Raw genomic sequence first — 14,943 nt, forward strand, 5'->3', positions numbered from 1 at the left:
CCTACCAACCCCGATCCGAATTGTTGTTCCAATGGTCATAGCCGCGATAGTTGGAATCGGTTCGCGTGTTGCGACGCGCCTCCTCATCAGGCGTGTCGCCGCTCCAAATGCGCGGATTACGGCCGCCACCGCCCCGAAGGACGGCCCAACCAATCAGGACGAATAGTCCGATCGTCAGCAGATTATCCCACATGGCAGTGCCTCCGTCGCCTTGATGAAAGGCGCATCCTGTAATAAGTGGTATCTGAAATCACGTCAATAGGTGGTATCAACAATATGCGTACTTCGGGATGACCACTAGCAAATCAGGAACGGCAGGTCGCCCGCGGATTAACGCGGAAAAGACGATGGCGCGATTTCCGGAAGGGACGCTCGGCCGGATCAAGGCCGTGCTGCGGGATGGTGAGAACCAGTCCGACTTCATGCGCGAAGCGGTCGAGCTGGAACTTCGCCGGCGAGAAGGGCCGCCAGTAGGCGGCCCCGACCGCTCTTAGTCGCGATCCTCCGATCCCTTGGCGAGTACCGCAAAGCCGTCGGCGATCAGCTCCACCGTGTAGCGCCGGCCCTCAGCCGTGTCGTAGGAGTTTTGGCGCACGCGGCCCGTGATATGCACCAGGTCGCCCTTCTGGGCTTTGCCGCCGCGCTCGATCAGCTTGCCGAACAGCGTCACCTCGTTCCAATGGGTGTCCGTCACCCACTCGCCATTCTCCTGGCGGTTGTAGTTGGCGGCGACGTTCACCTTCGTCACCTTGTCGTGCTCAGAGATCTTGCCCACCCGGCCGATGATCCGAAACTCCGCGATATTCTGCATGGTCCTGTCCTTTCCATCGATCAGGCTCATTCCTGATGGGAATTGAAGGGGAGTGCAGACGCCGCGATCCAGCTAAAAAACGGAGGGTCCGCGTGGCGGAAACCGTAGGCGCAGCCGGTTTTTTGCTTGATCGTGCAAGGCGGCCAGCGCCCATTTTCCCATCAATACAGGAATAGCCAATCGAAGGACGGCAATCACAATCGCGCGGCATCGATTTCGCGCCCAACAGGAATGCCGACGCGACAAGAGGAAGGTCGTTCAAGCCGCAACCACCGAGCCGAATTGAGATGGCAGGCAGCTTTGGAAATGAGATGACGGTGCCGATCACGCCTCTGCGGCCCTTTGGGCTGGACGCTACGGCCGCGTTCGTCGATGAAAATCGCTATCAGCAAGCACGAACGTGGCCATTTGAGCGCGACGGAAACCGCTTGCTCCTCTCGGGAGCATCGCGACGCGTAGCGCCGCGTCCGACGGAGCGGCTAAGTGCCTCGGGGTGGGATTTTGTCCTGTGGGTTCGTCTAGGCCGTTCTGCGCCGTCAGGCGTTAGAGCGTTGGCCGACTAGGCCAACTCCATCTGCCCTTAGATTATATGAATCTAGGAGCGGTTGACCATTTTTTTGAGACTCTTGCTTCTCGAGCGCAATGGCAAGGCTGTCCAACACCCGGCGCAGACCGTCGTCCTCGATCTCCTCAGCCACCACCTGTCGCGGCGTCCGCCAAAGGCGCATCGTCTCGATTTCTTCGATGCGGTCGATCTCGCGTTGCACAACATCGTCGGGGAGCGGAACGGGACGCAGGAAGCGCGGAAGAAATCGAGCAAGCCGATTGGGAAAGCTCATGCGATAGACGTTCGACGTCTGCGCATTGCGGGCCTTGGGACGATCAGCGGGCGGATCGATCGGCACGCAGCGGCGCTGCTTCTCGATCAAGCCCATCGTGGCGAGGATCGAAAGGCCCCGCCCGACGCTCGCACGAGACAGGCCGCTTGCAGCCTCGATCCACTCCCAGGTCGGAAACACCTTGCCAGCGCACGTCCGGGCCAAGGTGGTAAGCTGCTCGAACACGCGCACGGCTGCCGGCGTTATCAGCGTCACAAGCCGCTCGTCTTCGGTGAGTTGTCGCCCCTCGGCGCGCGCCAGCCTGCGCACGGCATTCTTGCGCTTCAGCAGCTCGACGGCCTTCTTGTAGAGCCGGTCGGTCTCGCCTTTGGCATAGCTATAGAAGAAGTCGTCCTCGAACGTGCCCGCCTTGCGGCTGTTCGGGTGGACATGCGCCCGTGTCGGATTTGCAGACCCCGATCGCGATCGTGGGCGCGCCCGCTCGATGCGGTCGAGCGCCATGAAGCTCGCCTTCGCGAGTGAAACAGCTCCCATCTTCCGTCCCCTTCGTGGGGCCGGGACCAGGCAAAACTAGAGCGTGGCGCGAAGCGCGCTCCCTTGAACCAAGGCTCGGGAACGAGTATGAGGGGGGTGTCTTACGTCCCGATCGATGCTTGCAGGCATCGCTCATCACGTTCCAGGGTGCCCGGCCTTCGTGCCGGGCATTCGTTTATGTGGTCACGGCCGCTCCCTGATGGCCGATCGCAGAATGCTCCCGGCACTCCGATATTTTTGGCGAATTACGCGGAGGGGCGAAACAGTTGAAGTTCGTGCTTTCGACGACCGACTCCAACAAAAGTTCGTGCTTTCGCTGACCGTTGCCGATCGCGTTCGTGCTATTGGCGACCGCGCTTCGTGCTTTGGCCGACCCTACTTCGTGCTATCGCTGACCGAAGGGCGGCAACGCCGCTTAGTTGATTCGCGAAGTCGAACTGATGAAGAGGTCAGGCACTTGCCAAGAGGGGGCGGGGAGTAATCTTGACCCGTCCAGCTCCGGCGTTGCGTCGCGATCGCCCTTTTTCAGATGTCGCGGCATGTTCGAGCAAATCGAAGGTGAAGCCGGGAATGCTGTTTTCGTCGGCTATTCGTTTAAGCTCGTAGCGGAAATGCTTGAGCGAGCTTTGATAGCCGAGTTGTAAGCGCAGCTCGTCAAGATCGACATCGACAGCACCATGCACACAGGCAGAGCGCGCAACCTCGTAAAGCCGCCGCTCGATGGGACCGAGCTGGAAATAGCTGGGAGCATAGTCGAGCACACGCCGGTCTCGCAAAATGGCACGGTATAGCCAATCGCACAGCCGTACCTTGACGGCTTTCAGCCGCTTATCGCCAGTTTTGGTCTTGGTGTAATGAAGCTGGGCCTCGGACAGCCACGAGAAAAAGCCGGCCTGGCCCTCGCCACCAGCCTCGATGTTGGTCTTGATCTGCGTGCCCTGCAGCCGCTCCAATGCGTCCGACAGGCGAGCGTAGGATCGCGCCGATCCATTGACGCCAGTGACGCGGAATAGATCATGAGCCGTGAAGTAGAAGTCTTGCGACACGCCGACACCGGCTTCCAGTTTCGCCACCATCAGGCTGGCGATATAGAGCAGCACTTCCTTGTCATAGATCGTCGCGACGCCTTTGGAAGTGGCAACGATTTCGATTGAAACCGTATCGGTCTTATAGGCGAGCGGTTTTGTCCATTTCCCTTTGCTCAGTGCGAAGAACGGGAAAGCCATCAGCGAACGCTCGCCGCGCACCTCGGTCAGCAACGGACTGTCGAGCGCGAAAAGATCGCCCTGGATCGAACCGGCGTCATTCATGGTAGGGCGGCCCCCGTCCGAAGGCGATCGGTCGGTGAAAGCACGAAGATGGGGTGCGGAATCGTCCGCATCCCTCCAATCGCCTCGCCACAGGCCGCAAAGTTCATGCTTTCGATGACCGTTTGCAGCGCGCGCCGTGTGCCTTCGTGCTTTTGGCGACCGAAGCTGCCGGCGTGTCTCTTAAACGATCGTTTTTGAAGCGACTTCATGTGAGACACCGATAGCAGCAATCGGCCTTGTCTCAAAACGCTTTCGCAAAATGCTCGCGGCATGATAGGGGTCGCGGATGAGTTTTGAGACTGATCAATGCTAATCGGGTATGCGCGCGTATCGACAGCGGAGCAGGATCTGACGCCCCAGCTGGTGGCGCTGAAGGAAGCTGGCTGCGATCGCACTTTCTCGGACAAGGCATCTGGCGCCAAGGCGAACCGCACTGGCCTGGCCGAAGCATTGTCGCACGCTCGCGAGGGGGACGTGCTGGTCGTATGGAAGCTCGATCGCCTTGGCAGGACGATGAAGGGACTGGTCGATCTTGCGGTCGAGCTGGCAGATCGCGGCATCGGCCTCCGATCCATCACCGATGGCATCGACACAGCAGGGACGGCGGGGAAGCTCGTCTTTCACATCATGGCTGCGATGGCCGAGATGGAACGCGACCTCGTGCGCGAGCGAACGACGGCCGCGCTCATCGTCGCGCGTAGCGAGGGCCGGGTAGGCGGGCGCAAGAAGGTCATGACGCCCAAGCGGATCGAGGCCGCGCGAAAGCTCTTGGCATCGGGCATGTCCGCCCGTGAGATCGCACCAACGATCGGTGTGTCGGTGGCGACGTTGTACCGCCATCTGCCTGCCCCCGAACAAGAGGCGATAAGCGCGGAAGAAATGGAACGGGATGGCGCGGCAGGCGCGTCGCCCAGCAAGCCTATGAAGTGAACGATGAGACTGGCCTCGCTAGTCGAAGCATTGTCGCGATCACGAAGGATCATCCGGAAGCGGAGATCGTCATGAGCGATGGGGAAGCCGGCACGTCGATCGATGCGGCCACGGACTTGGCGAGCATCGCCGCCGCGCCGCAATCCTGATCGCGCCCCTTTCCCGCTTTCGATCAAGATTTGGGAAGGTTTGACGCGTCTCAGAAAGCGCAACCTCCCCATTTATGGGACAACGAAGGTTAACCGACGCTTAGGATCGATCGAAGGTCGTCAGGATCGGACACGGGCCGTCGAAGCCATTACCGCATTCGTCGGCTAAATGTTGAAGAGACGCGCGCGCGCGATTGAGTTCCTTGATTTTTATGTCCAAGGCAGCAATCTGCTCGCGGGCAAGCTGGCGCGCCTGCGCACGATCATCGGTCGCGTTCAGCACGAGCAGGTCACCTATCTGTTCAAGTCTGAATCCCGCGGCCTGAGCCGAGCGGATGAAGCGAAGCCGGCGCACATCTTCGGGCCCATAGCGCCTGACCCCGCCGCTCGATCCGGCTCCCTGAGGACGTTGGGGCGTGTCGAGGAGTCCGCGTCGCTGATAATAGCGAACCGTCTCGACGCCGACGCCACCCTCACGCGCTAAACCGGCAATCGTGAGGGATACCATGCTTGACTCCGTACTATACTACAGACCCCATATAGGGGTCGCGAGAACACGGAGAAGACGATGGCGACCGCGGCCCCCAAAAGCGCGATAATCTACCGGATGGTGATGCCGGAGCACACCTGCCCCTATGGTCTGAAGGCGAAGGATCTGCTTCGGCGACAGGGTTATGAGGTCGAGGACCACTGGCTGCGCACGCGGGAGGAAACTGACGCCTTCAAGGCGAAGCACGGGGTCAAGACGACGCCGCAAACCTTCATCGGGGGCGAGCGGGTAGGAGGCTATGACGACCTGCGCCGTTTCTTCGGCAAGGCAGTGCGCGATCCCAAGGCCGTCACCTACCGCCCGGTGATCGCGGTGTTCGCTATGACGGCACTGATGGCGCTGGCCGCTAGCTACGCCGCGTTCGGTACGCCCGTCACGGTGCGCGCGGGAGAGTGGTTCATCGCCTTCTCGATGTGCGTGCTCGCGATGCTCAAGCTCCAGAACGTCGAGAGCTTTTCGAGCATGTTCCTCAACTACGACCTACTTGCCAAGCGATGGGTGCCCTATTCCTATATCTACCCCTACGCGGAGGGTCTGGCGGGCGTTCTGATGGCGGCGGGTGCATTGACCTGGCTCTCGGTGCCGGTCGCGCTCGTCATCGGCACGATCGGTGCGGTGTCGGTCATCAAGGCCGTCTATATCGACAAGCGCGAGCTGAAGTGCGCCTGTGTCGGCGGAGACAGCAACGTGCCGCTCGGCTTCCTGTCGCTCACCGAGAACGTGATGATGGTCGCGATGGCGATCTGGATGATTGCCGCGCCAGCAGCGCTCTCGATGGCGCATTGACATCGAACGGTGATCGGGATCGATAAGCCTGTGGAGCGTCGATTGAACCGCCTTGCCCGCCCGCTTCGCCTGGCGGTGCTGACCATGCTGGCGGTGATGCTTGTCCTGCACCTCGGCCCGATCTGCGAGGCCGTGGCGAACGCCGCGCCGGTCGCATCCGAGATGGCCGATTGCGAGGGAAGTCACAAACCCACGAAGGCCCCGCAACAAGCAGCCTGCTCGACGCCCTGCATGGCAGTTCAGAGTGAAGCGTTGGCGCAGACCGGACCTAACGCTCCGATCCGCATCGCGCTCAAACCACTACCTGTTGCGGGATTGATGGGAATGCCCGTTCCGCCTGCAACACCCCCTCCGCGAGCTGTGTGACGATCCGAACTACCCACACATTCAATCGACGGAGTTACCAATGACCAAGTTCAAGTTGATCGGCGCTGCCCTGGCGCTGGCGATCCCCGGCGTTGCATTCGCGGCCGATGCCGGCTGCTGCGGCGCGGACAAGACCTGCTGCAAGGACGGCAGCGACTGCTGCAAGAAGGATTGCTGCGCGGACATGAAGAAGGGCGGCGATCACGCTGGCCACGACATGTCGGGCATGAAGCACTGATCTGACGGCGGGCGGGAGCGGTTCATCGCTCCCGCCAGCTACCTAACCATGCCGGGCATAGACGCGGCGACCGCCCGGGCCGAACGCGATGACGGAGAAGGGCTGGGCCTTCATGCCCGCTACCTCCATGCCGGGCGACCCGAGCGGCATCCCGCCGACTGCCAGCCCACTGACGCCTTTGGGACGCTGCGCCAGAACGCGCTTCATGTCAGCGATCGGAACATGGCCCTCGAAGGCCATGCCGTCGACGATGGCGGTATGACAGGATAGCTGATCCGCCGGGACGCCGACGCGACGCTGCAAAGCGCCGCGATTGGCATCGTCGATGATCCGCACCTTGCGGCCGAACTGCTGGCGGACCTGCTCAGCCCACTTCTCGCAGCAACCACACCCCGGATCGCGGTGCATGGCAATGTCGGCTGCGGCCATCGCGGTCGCGGGAAGCCCCATCAACAAGGCGGCTATCGCAGCACGAAAAGGTCGGCTCATCATCGGCTCTCCAATAGCTGACTTGTGTCGCCCAAAGGCGAGGGCGGGTCGGTTACTGCGGGTTCTTGCCCATTTTGCGAAGCATGGCGTTCAACGTCGCGATCTCACGGTTCTGGCTGTCGATCGTCTTCTGCGCCTCACGACGGATTTCCGCATTCCGGGTACTGCGAAGTGCCGTCTGCGACATCGTGATCGCGCCGCGGTGATGCTCGATCATCTGACGAATCCACGTCTCGCCGGCGTCGGCACCCTTTGCCGCCATCATCCGCTCGTGCATCTTCATCATGTCGGGGCCGTAGGGATTGGCCGCGCTCGGCTGCATCATGCCTGCATGGTTCATTCCCTGATGATCCATCCCCTGATGCCCGGTCTGCTGCGCCAATGCCGGGGCGGCGGCGAACAGGGCGGCGGTCATGATCGCGATTGTCTTCATGTCTGATTTCTCCACGTTACCCCCGCCCATGCGAAAAGGTACGTGCACCAGCACGCCACCCCTCAACCAACGGTAAATCTATCGGACCGGCTGCAAGGTGTTGATGCCGGTGCTCTGATCCGTCTCGGGGGGCGGGGGCGGCACCTGCCGGTCGCGATAGGAAGGCAGGTCCGGCGCGTTCGGGGGCGTGGGGTTCGCTTCCAGTCGGGCGATCATCCGCTTCATCTGCGTAATTTCGCGAACCTGGGCGTCGATGATGCCGTCAGCGAGCTTACGCACTTCCGGGTCTTTGATGTGTGCCCGTTCGCTCGTCATGATCGCGATCGAGTGGTGCGGGATCATCGCCTTCATGTAGGCAACGTCACCGACTGTGTCCTGGCTGCGGACAAGCCACAGCGCGCCGGTGAACACGATGACGGCGCCTGCCACGATGCCGAGATTGGCGCGGCGGTTCGGGTACATGCCCCACATGAAACCGAGCATGATGATCGCCATCACGGCACCCATGACGATCGCCATCCACGTCCGGGTCTGACTGTACTCGACGTGGCTCAGGGCATAGGTGTTCAGGTACATCAACCCGAACATCACGACGGTCGATGTCGCTATCATGGCGGCGAACCGCCCGTAGCTCATGCCCATCCCGCCACCCTGGCCGGATCGGTGCTGGTCGTGGTCCATCGCTCGTTCTCCTTTGGCACCCCCCAAAGAAACTACGCGGCGGTTCGGGCTGTCCCTTGCACTTTTCTCCGCCTGCGTCGCGGCCAGCGCATGAACAGGAGGATCGCACCCGCGACGCCGAACACGAGGCCCCCCGCCGCAAAGGCCATCAGCCACGGCGTGTTGAAGCGTTCGTGCTCGGTCCAGTCCATGATATGGAGGCCCCAGAAGAAGTCGTAGAGCCGCCACGTTCCGGTACGCACCGAGGTCAGCCGGCCGGTTTCCGCCGACACGTAGATGCGCGTCGCATCTTTGTCAGGGAACGATGCGCGCCATGCGGGAAGGCTGCCGCGATATTCGGTGCTCGGGCGCTCCACCCGCTCCATCGTCGGAACTGCGGGTCCGCCTCGATAGGCCCTGCCGGCGATGGCCGCCGCGGCCCTCATGTCGATCGGTGGGAGCGGCGCAGCCGTCCGGGCGTCGAGCAACCGGATTTTGCCATCGGCAAGCTGCGCCTCAACGACGGGTCGGCCGAGCAGCATCCGGTGTTGAAGCTGACGGACAGGCACGCCGGCATTCGCGAGCAGGGCAGGAACGGGTGCAAAGGTTTGGTCGATCGACAGCGCCGGCTCGGCATTGCGATCGATCCGGTGATCGCCGTGAACCGTGTCGATCGGCAGCAGGCTCATAATGAGTCCGCTGGTGAACCATACGATCACCTGCGCCCCGATCAGGAGAGCAAGCCAGCGATGGACCTTGCTCGCCCCGATGTGGAGGCGCAACCGCGGGCTCAGAACCAGGTCCTCACGCCAGCGACGAAGCTGAACCCGCCGGTGTCACCGCCGCGTGCCCGCGTGAAGCGCGCGGTGTCGCCGAACTGCCGTTCCCACGACACGCCGATATACGGCGCCAGCTCGCGCCGGCCTTCATACCGAAGCCTCAGGCCTGCCTCCAGATCGGTAAGCCCCGACCCGGTGCCTGTCTCCGGCACGTCCTGCGCAGAGAAGTTGGCTTCGACCCTTGGCTGAAGCGTGAAATAATTGGTGATGCGCTGATCGTAATAGCCCTCAGCACGACCCAGCACCTCGCCCTTGTTCGACAGGAACAGCGCACCTTCTACCTCGAACCAGTAAGGTGCCAGCCCCTCGATACCCACGGTCGCATAGGTCCGGGAAGGGTTGGGTTTGATGTCGTAGCGGACGCCCGCCTGGAGGTTCCAATAGGGGTCGAGTGCATGGCTGTAGAGCGCCTGAACCTCGGCGCTGTCGAGCGACTTGCCGAAACTGCCTTCGCCCTCCGACTTCAGCCACAGGCGATCAATGTCGCCTCCGACCCACGCCTCGCCATCCCAACGATACCCGTCGCTACCCTTGCGAGCCTGGTACTCGGCCAGATTGAAGAGCACCTGATAGTAGGTCATCCCGCCATGCTCGCGACGCAGATCGTCCTCGCGGGAGGTCGCCATCGCCTTCGCACCCCAGAAACGATCGGCAAGATGATCGCCGGAGGGAGCGGGTGCGGGCTTATTGCCGGGGGGCAGGTCGGTCCCGACTTTAGCGCCGCCCTGATCGCCGTTCATCGCCATGCCCGGCATCGCGTTCATGTCGTGGCCGGCGTGTTGGTCCTGCGCCGTTCCTGCCGGGGCACCCATGCCGGGCATGGCCGACATATCGTGGCCCGCGTGCGGGTTCGAGGCGGGGGCCGACTGCTGGCCGCCCATGTCCATCCCCTGCATCCCGCTCATATCGTGACCGGCGTGCGGGTCAGTCGCCGGAGCTTGGGCCTGCGCACGTCGGGACGCCGTCTTTCTGGCAGGTGCCTTGCGCTTGGATGCCGGCTTCGCGGCGGCTTTCCGCGCGGGTTTCGGGGCGGCCTTGGCGGCAGGCTTGGCCGGCATGGTCATGCCCGGCATGTCGTGCATGGAATGGTCCATGCTCTGTGCGAAGGCAGGAACAGCGATGATCGCTGATGCCAAACCGGCAAGGAGGATCGACCGGCTCATGCTGCGGCCTCCCCGGCCTTGCGGACCTGGACGACACGCATCATGCCCGCGTGCATGTGGTAGAGCATGTGGCAGTGGAACGCCCAGTCGCCTTCCTCTCCCGTCACGTCCCAACTGACAGTTCCGCCCGGTTGGACCAGCACAGTATGCTTTCGGGGCGCATAGGCGCCTTTCCCCGTCACCAGCTCGAAGAAGTGACCGTGAATGTGGATCGGGTGGCCCATCATCGTGTCGTTGATGAGGGTGACGCGCACCCGCTCGCCATGCAGCAGCGTGATCGGATCGGGGTTCTCTGACAGCTTTTCGCCGTCGAAGCCCCACATGTAGCGTTCCATGTTGCCGGTGAGGTGAAGCTTGATCTCGCGCTCTGGTGCCCGCGTATCGGGGTTGCGGTCGAGCGCCATCAGATCGCGATAGGTCAGCACGCGGTGGCCGACATTCTCCAGCCCCTGACCCGGATCGCCGGTGCGGTCCACCGGCATAGCCGAGATGGTCTGAACGCCCGGCCCCTTCTTCACCTCCGGTGCCTTCGAGAAGTCGCGCATGTTCATGTTGCCCATGTCCATGCCACCCATGTCCATGCCGGCCATCGACTGATCGCCTGCCATGCCGGGCATTGCGCCCGAGCCATGATCCATCCCGGCCATCGTGCCGCTTTGACCCTGCGGCATCGCCATTCCGGCCATCCCTCCGGCAGCGGCAGCGGCCGTGCCGTGGTTCATCTGGGAATGATTCATCCCCTGCATCGAGCCGGCACCGGCACCATGGTTCATCGCGCTATGGTCCATGCCCGCCATCGAACCGGCCTGCGCGCCCGCCGCACCGTTCCCCATGCCTTGCATGGCGCCGTGATCCATGGTGCCCATGTCGTGGCCGCCCATGCCCATGTCCTTCATGGTCGCGAGCGGACGCTTGCGGAGGGGAGGAACCTCGGCAGCCATGCCCTCACGCGGCGCGAGCGTGGCCCGGGCTTGGCCAGAGCGGTCAACACTTTCGCCGACGAGCGTGTACGCGCGCATGTCGGGAGGCGTAACGATCGCATCATAGGTTTCGGCGGGACCGAACTGGAACTCATCGATCTGGACCGGCCGCACGTTCAGGCCGTCCGCTGCGACGATCGTCATCGGCAGGCCCGGAATGCGGACGTTGAAGGTCGTCATGGACGATGCGTTGATGAAGCGGAGCCGGACCCGCTCGCCGGGCTTGAACAGCGCGGTCCAGTTGTCGCGCGGCCCATGACCGTTGACCAGATAGGTGTAGGTCGATCCGGTCACGTCGGCGACGTCAGCTGGGTCCATCCGCATCTTGCCCCACATCAACCGCTCTTTGAGCGGCTGATCCTTGCCCGCGAGCAAGCCGGCCAAGGTCTGGCGCTGGCGGTTGAAATAGCCCGACTCCTTCTTGAGCCGGTCGAACAGGTAATGCGAATGCTGGAAGCTGTGATCGGATAGCACGATGACGTGCTCGCGATCGAACTGCACCGGGTCCGGGTCCTTGGGATCGATCAGGATCGGCCCGTAGTGACCGTCCTGTTCCTGAAGCCCCGAATGGCTGTGATACCAGTAAGTGCCGCTCTGGATGATCGGAAATTCGTAGGTGAAGGTCGAGCGCGCTGGAATGCCGGGAAAGCTGATGCCAGGAACACCGTCCATCTGAAACGGCACCAGCAGGCCGTGCCAGTGGATCGAGGTTTCTTCGTCCAGGTCGTTGACGACATGAAGGCGCACATTCTGGCCTTCGCGCAGGCGGATCAGCGGTGCCGGCACGGTGCCGTTGATGCCAATCGCGTGGCTTTCCCGCCCGTCGATCATCATCTTCTGATGCGCGACCCTCAGCGTAATGTCCTCGCCCGAGACGGTCGGCAACGGTTTGGCGATACCAGCGGAAACGGATTGCGCCCACGCCGGCATATAGGCCGACAGGGCAAGGCCGCCTCCCGCCATGGTGGCACCGCGCAGCACTTGGCGGCGATCGAGAACGCGCGACATCGAAGCTCCTCAAGGGTCGGGCCGCGATCGGCCCTCACCCCTTCTACGCGTCTCGCCCGATCATCCCTTAGCCGCGTTCAACTTTTCCATGAGCTGCGCCCGCGCGCGATAAAGGCGGGTTTCGACCGCCTTCTGGCTGATACCCAACACCTCGGCCGTCTCCGCCTGGCTCAAGCCCTCGATCGTCCGCAGCACCAGCGGCTCCTTCAGATTGACCGGCAACGTCGAGATAGCGCGCGTCACCCGATCAAGCTCCTGGCGATCGGCTGCACTGTCATCGATCGGCACGGCGTTGTCGGGAAGGGTGTCAGCCTGATCCTCCGCCGCGAAGCCGAAGGACAGAAAACGGCGAACGGCGCGCTTCCTCGCCCAATCCCGGCATTTGTTGATCGCGATCGTCGACAGCCATGCCTTCATCGCGCGCTGCGTGTCGTAGCGCGGCAACGCCTGATGCGCGGCAACAAAGGTTTCCTGAACCAGATCAAGCGCTTCATCGGTTTCGCCTACAGAGGCACGCGCGAGCCGAAAAACCGGCTGACGGTAACGGCGCATGATTTCCGCAAAGGCCGCCTGACGGCCGGCGATACTGAGCGTCGCCAGTTCGCCGTCAGACAATGCGGTCCAGTCGATGCTCACCCCTGACCGTCGGTGAGTGCCTTCACCACCGCGGCATCAAATTGGGAGGTCTGATCGGGTCGCAGCAACTGCCGCATGGCGAAGATATGCGCGAGCGTCGCCTTTTGCAGCTCGCCCATCGCCGCATGGCTCTGGTCCACCGCGGCTGCGACCTTGAGGCCATTGCCATGTTCGGTTTGGATCGCCTCGGCGAGCCGGGTGTTGGCAGCGCGCATTTCGAGCTCGAGCGCACGCCGCTGCATCGCGAAGCGATCTTCCAGCACCTTCAACCGTGCCTGCTGGCCGTCGTCGAGCGTCAGCTTGTGGTGCAATACGTCATGCAGCGCGGCACCTGGCTGCTTGGGCTGCGGCAACAGCGCCCGCCCGACGAACACGCCTCCGATCGCGGCCAGAAAGGCGAGCACGACACCGAGAACGATGCGCGTCGTCGAGGTCATTGCTCACCCAGGAGCAAGGAGGAAGGCGCAAGCGGCGACGCTCCGCCAAGCGGGGCCAGGGAAACGGTCGGGCGGGCAGCGACGGGCAGCTCGGCTCCGACGATGCCGATCGCAAGCGCCGCTGCCGTCACTACGCCAAGACCGATGCCGGCCTGCCGCACGACGGGCCGCGAGCCGATCCGTGCAAGTACCCGCGTCTCGATGCCGTCCAGCGCGGCAGGGGCGGGTGCGCCCGCCAGCCTCGCCAATGCTCTGTCCAGTTCGTCCATGCTTTCCACTCCACCCCACTAGCATTTCATACGCAGGATTGCCCGACATCCCTCATCGGGCGGCTAAGGGGTGCGCGACCGGGGCGCGTAGATAGGGCACGAACCCACGGAGTAATCTCATGCGTAGCATCTTCCTCCCTACCGCCCTCGCCCTTCTCGGCATCGCCAGCGCAGCGCAGGCTCATCCGAAACTCGTGACAGCCTCGCCGACCGCGAATGCGACCGTCGACAAGCCTGCCCGTATCGAGCTGCGTTTCAGCGAAAAGCTGATGCCGAAGTTCTCCGGCGCCGATCTCATGATGACCGGACATGGCGGGGCAACGCACGCGCCGATGAAGATCACGACGACGGCAGCCGTCGCCGGTGACGGCAGCACGCTTGTCCTTACGCCCAAGGCGCCGCTCGCTCCGGGCCGCTACACCGTTGCATGGCATGTCGTGTCGAGCGACACCCACCGCGTCGCCGGCAACTACACCTTCGCGGTCAAGTGACGTGGAAACCGACTGGCCGCTGATCGCTGTACGCTTCGCGCTCTTTCTGGCGCTGGGCGGGCTGTTCGGCCTGTCGGCATTCGGCCTCTACGGCCTCAAGGGACGCGAGCGCGCCAGCGCGCTCGCGTTGCGCCTCTGGCTCGTCGGTCTCGGTTTGCTGGGCCTTCTGCTCTCCGCCATCGCACTCGCGCTACTCGCTGCGGCGATGGCGGGCACACCGCCCTGGCCAATCGATCGCGAGGCGATCGGAATGCTGCTTTCCGGGTCGACCATAGGCACGGCATGGGAAGCACGCATGACCGCGCTGGTCGTGGCGTCGGTCGCCGCCTTGGCGGCGGCCGGACGTGCGCCTCTCCTCGGCGTCGTGGTGATCGCCAGCGCTGTGGCGCTGGCGACACTCGCCTGGACCGGGCACGGTGCGATGGATGAGGGCGCAAAAGGCTGGGCTCACCTCCTTGCCGATATTCTCCACCTGCTCGCAGCCGGTGCTTGGGTCGGGGCGCTGTTTGGCCTTGTCCTGCTTGTGGCTCGCCCTACCCGCCGGGCCGACGCGGCTCATCTGACGCTTACGCATCGTGTACTGCACGGGTTCGGCCTGGTCGGTACGATCGTGGTCGGCACCATTATCGTTACCGGCCTCGTCAATACATGGCTGCTAGTCGGTGTAGGCAACCTTCCAAAGCTCGCCACATCCCTTTACGGCCAGCTCCTGCTCGCCAAGCTCGTCTTGTTCGGCGCGATGCTGGTGCTGGCATCGCTCAATCGCTTCCGGCTGACGCCCGCATTGGAGCAAGCGCTGCCGGGTAGCGATCAACGCGGCGCACTCAGCGCTTTACGGCGCAGCCTCGGGATCGAGGCGGTCAGTGCCATTACGATCCTCGCGCTCGTCGCATGGCTGGGAACGCTCGAACCACCCATGTCGGCGATGTGAAGAGTAGGGCGACCGATCAAGGTCGCCCGACGCCACTTACGCGACCATCTTCTCGCATTCTTCCGCGCAACCTTTCAGCCGAAGGGCCGGCAAG

23 protein-coding genes are annotated in these 14,943 nt (G+C 63.1%); 8 read left to right on the forward strand and 15 right to left on the reverse strand.

Annotation, left to right across the window (positions count from 1 at the left end):
* Position 1: 1 nt before the first annotated feature.
* The gene (locus B215_RS0103445) at positions 2–193 is read right to left on the reverse strand and encodes a hypothetical protein (RefSeq protein WP_019368231.1); all 192 of its coding nucleotides are present in this window, start codon (positions 191–193) and stop codon (positions 2–4) included.
* Between the two features lie 154 nt (positions 194–347).
* Between B215_RS0103445 and B215_RS21175 the strand changes: the two genes are divergently transcribed.
* Positions 348–494, forward strand: a complete 147-nt coding sequence (locus tag B215_RS21175; RefSeq protein WP_019368232.1) for a YlcI/YnfO family protein — start codon at positions 348–350, stop codon at positions 492–494.
* On the opposite strand, the gene B215_RS0103455 is transcribed toward B215_RS21175, so the two are convergent.
* From B215_RS0103455 to B215_RS21180, 4 genes are all read right to left on the reverse strand, one after another.
* Entirely contained in the window at positions 491–811 is a 321-nt protein-coding gene (locus B215_RS0103455) for a single-stranded DNA-binding protein (protein WP_026008897.1), read from the reverse strand. The two genes, B215_RS21175 and B215_RS0103455, sit on opposite strands and share 4 nt — an antisense overlap.
* Before the next feature lie 536 nt (positions 812–1,347).
* On the reverse strand, positions 1,348–2,151 hold the full coding sequence (locus tag B215_RS0103460; protein ID WP_236704404.1) for an RNA replicase: 804 nt from the start codon (positions 2,149–2,151) through the stop codon (positions 1,348–1,350).
* A gap of 482 nt (positions 2,152–2,633) precedes the next feature.
* On the reverse strand, positions 2,634–3,494 hold the full coding sequence (locus B215_RS0103465) for a replication initiator protein A (RefSeq protein WP_019368235.1): 861 nt from the start codon (positions 3,492–3,494) through the stop codon (positions 2,634–2,636).
* Positions 3,491–3,703 (reverse strand): hypothetical protein, encoded by a 213-nt coding sequence (locus tag B215_RS21180; RefSeq protein ID WP_156804353.1) that lies wholly within the window; start codon positions 3,701–3,703, stop codon positions 3,491–3,493. The genes B215_RS0103465 and B215_RS21180 overlap by 4 nt, the downstream gene beginning before the upstream one ends.
* 97 nt (positions 3,704–3,800) lie before the next feature.
* Between B215_RS21180 and B215_RS0103470 the strand changes: the two genes are divergently transcribed.
* Entirely contained in the window at positions 3,801–4,424 is a 624-nt protein-coding gene (locus tag B215_RS0103470; protein ID WP_019368236.1) for a recombinase family protein, read from the forward strand.
* Positions 4,421–4,573, forward strand: a complete 153-nt coding sequence (locus B215_RS21185) for a hypothetical protein (protein WP_019368237.1) — start codon at positions 4,421–4,423, stop codon at positions 4,571–4,573. The genes B215_RS0103470 and B215_RS21185 overlap by 4 nt, the downstream gene beginning before the upstream one ends.
* A 100-nt stretch (positions 4,574–4,673) precedes the next feature.
* Here the strand turns inward: B215_RS21185 and B215_RS20775 are convergent, their stop codons facing one another.
* Positions 4,674–5,081 carry a MerR family transcriptional regulator gene (locus B215_RS20775; protein WP_082664401.1) on the reverse strand — a complete coding sequence of 136 codons (408 nt, stop codon included), beginning with the start codon at positions 5,079–5,081 and terminating at the stop codon, positions 4,674–4,676.
* Positions 5,082–5,141: 60 nt separating this feature from the next.
* Here B215_RS20775 and B215_RS0103485 point away from each other — a divergent pair, with 60 nt between their 5' ends.
* Genes B215_RS0103485 through B215_RS0103490 form a run of 3 tightly spaced genes read left to right on the forward strand, consistent with a single transcriptional unit; the run spans position 5,142 to position 6,513 of the window.
* Positions 5,142–5,909: a glutaredoxin family protein gene (locus tag B215_RS0103485; RefSeq protein WP_019368239.1), complete on the forward strand. Its 768-nt coding sequence runs from the start codon at positions 5,142–5,144 to the stop codon at positions 5,907–5,909.
* Positions 5,910–5,918: 9 nt separating this feature from the next.
* Positions 5,919–6,275 (forward strand): hypothetical protein, encoded by a 357-nt coding sequence (locus tag B215_RS21190; RefSeq protein ID WP_095687571.1) that lies wholly within the window; start codon positions 5,919–5,921, stop codon positions 6,273–6,275.
* A 40-nt stretch (positions 6,276–6,315) separates the two neighbouring features.
* Positions 6,316–6,513: a hypothetical protein gene (locus B215_RS0103490; protein ID WP_019368240.1), complete on the forward strand. Its 198-nt coding sequence runs from the start codon at positions 6,316–6,318 to the stop codon at positions 6,511–6,513.
* 42 nt (positions 6,514–6,555) lie between these two features.
* Here B215_RS0103490 and B215_RS0103495 read toward each other — a convergent pair whose 3' ends face one another.
* The 9 genes from B215_RS0103495 to B215_RS0103535 form a co-directional block, all read right to left on the reverse strand.
* Entirely contained in the window at positions 6,556–6,963 is a 408-nt protein-coding gene (locus B215_RS0103495; protein WP_019368241.1) for a DUF411 domain-containing protein, read from the reverse strand.
* Between the two features lie 91 nt (positions 6,964–7,054).
* Complete coding sequence (locus B215_RS0103500; protein ID WP_037512961.1) at positions 7,055–7,417, reverse strand: DUF305 domain-containing protein; 363 nt, start codon at positions 7,415–7,417, stop codon at positions 7,055–7,057.
* Positions 7,418–7,513: 96 nt separating this feature from the next.
* Entirely contained in the window at positions 7,514–8,116 is a 603-nt protein-coding gene (locus B215_RS0103505; RefSeq protein ID WP_019368243.1) for a DUF305 domain-containing protein, read from the reverse strand.
* Positions 8,117–8,148: 32 nt separating this feature from the next.
* Complete coding sequence (locus tag B215_RS0103510; RefSeq protein ID WP_019368244.1) at positions 8,149–8,877, reverse strand: PepSY domain-containing protein; 729 nt, start codon at positions 8,875–8,877, stop codon at positions 8,149–8,151.
* A gap of 8 nt (positions 8,878–8,885) precedes the next feature.
* The gene (locus B215_RS0103515) at positions 8,886–10,097 is read right to left on the reverse strand and encodes a copper resistance protein B (protein ID WP_026008900.1); all 1,212 of its coding nucleotides are present in this window, start codon (positions 10,095–10,097) and stop codon (positions 8,886–8,888) included.
* A complete protein-coding gene (locus B215_RS0103520; protein WP_019368246.1) occupies positions 10,094–12,085 on the reverse strand; it encodes a copper resistance system multicopper oxidase in 1,992 nt (663 codons plus the stop codon). Before B215_RS0103520 ends, B215_RS0103515 begins: the two co-directional genes overlap by 4 nt.
* A gap of 60 nt (positions 12,086–12,145) precedes the next feature.
* A complete protein-coding gene (locus B215_RS0103525; RefSeq protein ID WP_019368247.1) occupies positions 12,146–12,721 on the reverse strand; it encodes an RNA polymerase sigma factor in 576 nt (191 codons plus the stop codon).
* Complete coding sequence (locus B215_RS0103530) at positions 12,718–13,158, reverse strand: periplasmic heavy metal sensor (RefSeq protein ID WP_019368248.1); 441 nt, start codon at positions 13,156–13,158, stop codon at positions 12,718–12,720. The genes B215_RS0103525 and B215_RS0103530 overlap by 4 nt, the downstream gene beginning before the upstream one ends.
* Entirely contained in the window at positions 13,155–13,427 is a 273-nt protein-coding gene (locus B215_RS0103535; RefSeq protein WP_019368249.1) for a hypothetical protein, read from the reverse strand. The genes B215_RS0103530 and B215_RS0103535 overlap by 4 nt, the downstream gene beginning before the upstream one ends.
* Positions 13,428–13,546: 119 nt before the next feature.
* Between B215_RS0103535 and copC the strand changes: the two genes are divergently transcribed.
* Both copC and copD read left to right on the forward strand, forming a co-directional pair.
* Positions 13,547–13,918 (forward strand): copper homeostasis periplasmic binding protein CopC, encoded by a 372-nt coding sequence (gene copC / locus B215_RS0103540; protein WP_019368250.1) that lies wholly within the window; start codon positions 13,547–13,549, stop codon positions 13,916–13,918.
* Position 13,919: 1 nt separating this feature from the next.
* The gene (gene copD, locus B215_RS0103545) at positions 13,920–14,849 is read left to right on the forward strand and encodes a copper homeostasis membrane protein CopD (protein ID WP_019368251.1); all 930 of its coding nucleotides are present in this window, start codon (positions 13,920–13,922) and stop codon (positions 14,847–14,849) included.
* The last annotated feature ends 94 nt before the right edge of the window (positions 14,850–14,943 follow it).

It is taken from the genome of Sphingomonas sp. ATCC 31555 (assembly GCF_000282895.1).
Lineage (GTDB): Bacteria > Pseudomonadota > Alphaproteobacteria > Sphingomonadales > Sphingomonadaceae > Sphingomonas.

Bases quoted from the DNA above. Each gene is read 5' to 3' on its own strand.
- B215_RS0103460 (WP_236704404.1), bottom strand. From the start codon at position 2,151: ATGGCGCTCGACCGCATCGAGCGGGCGCGCCCACGATCGCGATCGGGG.
- B215_RS0103530 (WP_019368248.1), bottom strand. From the start codon at position 13,158: ATGACCTCGACGACGCGCATCGTTCTCGGTGTCGTGCTCGCCTTTCTG.
- B215_RS0103445 (WP_019368231.1), bottom strand. From the start codon at position 193: ATGTGGGATAATCTGCTGACGATCGGACTATTCGTCCTGATTGGTTGG.
- B215_RS0103455 (WP_026008897.1), bottom strand. From the start codon at position 811: ATGCAGAATATCGCGGAGTTTCGGATCATCGGCCGGGTGGGCAAGATC.
- B215_RS0103505 (WP_019368243.1), bottom strand. From the start codon at position 8,116: ATGGACCACGACCAGCACCGATCCGGCCAGGGTGGCGGGATGGGCATG.
- B215_RS0103485 (WP_019368239.1), top strand. From the start codon at position 5,142: ATGGCGACCGCGGCCCCCAAAAGCGCGATAATCTACCGGATGGTGATG.
- B215_RS0103470 (WP_019368236.1), top strand. From the start codon at position 3,801: ATGCTAATCGGGTATGCGCGCGTATCGACAGCGGAGCAGGATCTGACG.
- B215_RS20775 (WP_082664401.1), bottom strand. From the start codon at position 5,081: ATGGTATCCCTCACGATTGCCGGTTTAGCGCGTGAGGGTGGCGTCGGC.
- copC (WP_019368250.1), top strand. From the start codon at position 13,547: ATGCGTAGCATCTTCCTCCCTACCGCCCTCGCCCTTCTCGGCATCGCC.
- B215_RS0103535 (WP_019368249.1), bottom strand. From the start codon at position 13,427: ATGGACGAACTGGACAGAGCATTGGCGAGGCTGGCGGGCGCACCCGCC.
- B215_RS0103500 (WP_037512961.1), bottom strand. From the start codon at position 7,417: ATGACCGCCGCCCTGTTCGCCGCCGCCCCGGCATTGGCGCAGCAGACC.
- B215_RS0103495 (WP_019368241.1), bottom strand. From the start codon at position 6,963: ATGGGGCTTCCCGCGACCGCGATGGCCGCAGCCGACATTGCCATGCAC.
- B215_RS0103520 (WP_019368246.1), bottom strand. From the start codon at position 12,085: ATGTCGCGCGTTCTCGATCGCCGCCAAGTGCTGCGCGGTGCCACCATG.
- B215_RS21180 (WP_156804353.1), bottom strand. From the start codon at position 3,703: ATGAAGTCGCTTCAAAAACGATCGTTTAAGAGACACGCCGGCAGCTTC.
- B215_RS0103465 (WP_019368235.1), bottom strand. From the start codon at position 3,494: ATGAATGACGCCGGTTCGATCCAGGGCGATCTTTTCGCGCTCGACAGT.
- B215_RS0103515 (WP_026008900.1), bottom strand. From the start codon at position 10,097: ATGAGCCGGTCGATCCTCCTTGCCGGTTTGGCATCAGCGATCATCGCT.
- B215_RS21175 (WP_019368232.1), top strand. From the start codon at position 348: ATGGCGCGATTTCCGGAAGGGACGCTCGGCCGGATCAAGGCCGTGCTG.
- B215_RS0103490 (WP_019368240.1), top strand. From the start codon at position 6,316: ATGACCAAGTTCAAGTTGATCGGCGCTGCCCTGGCGCTGGCGATCCCC.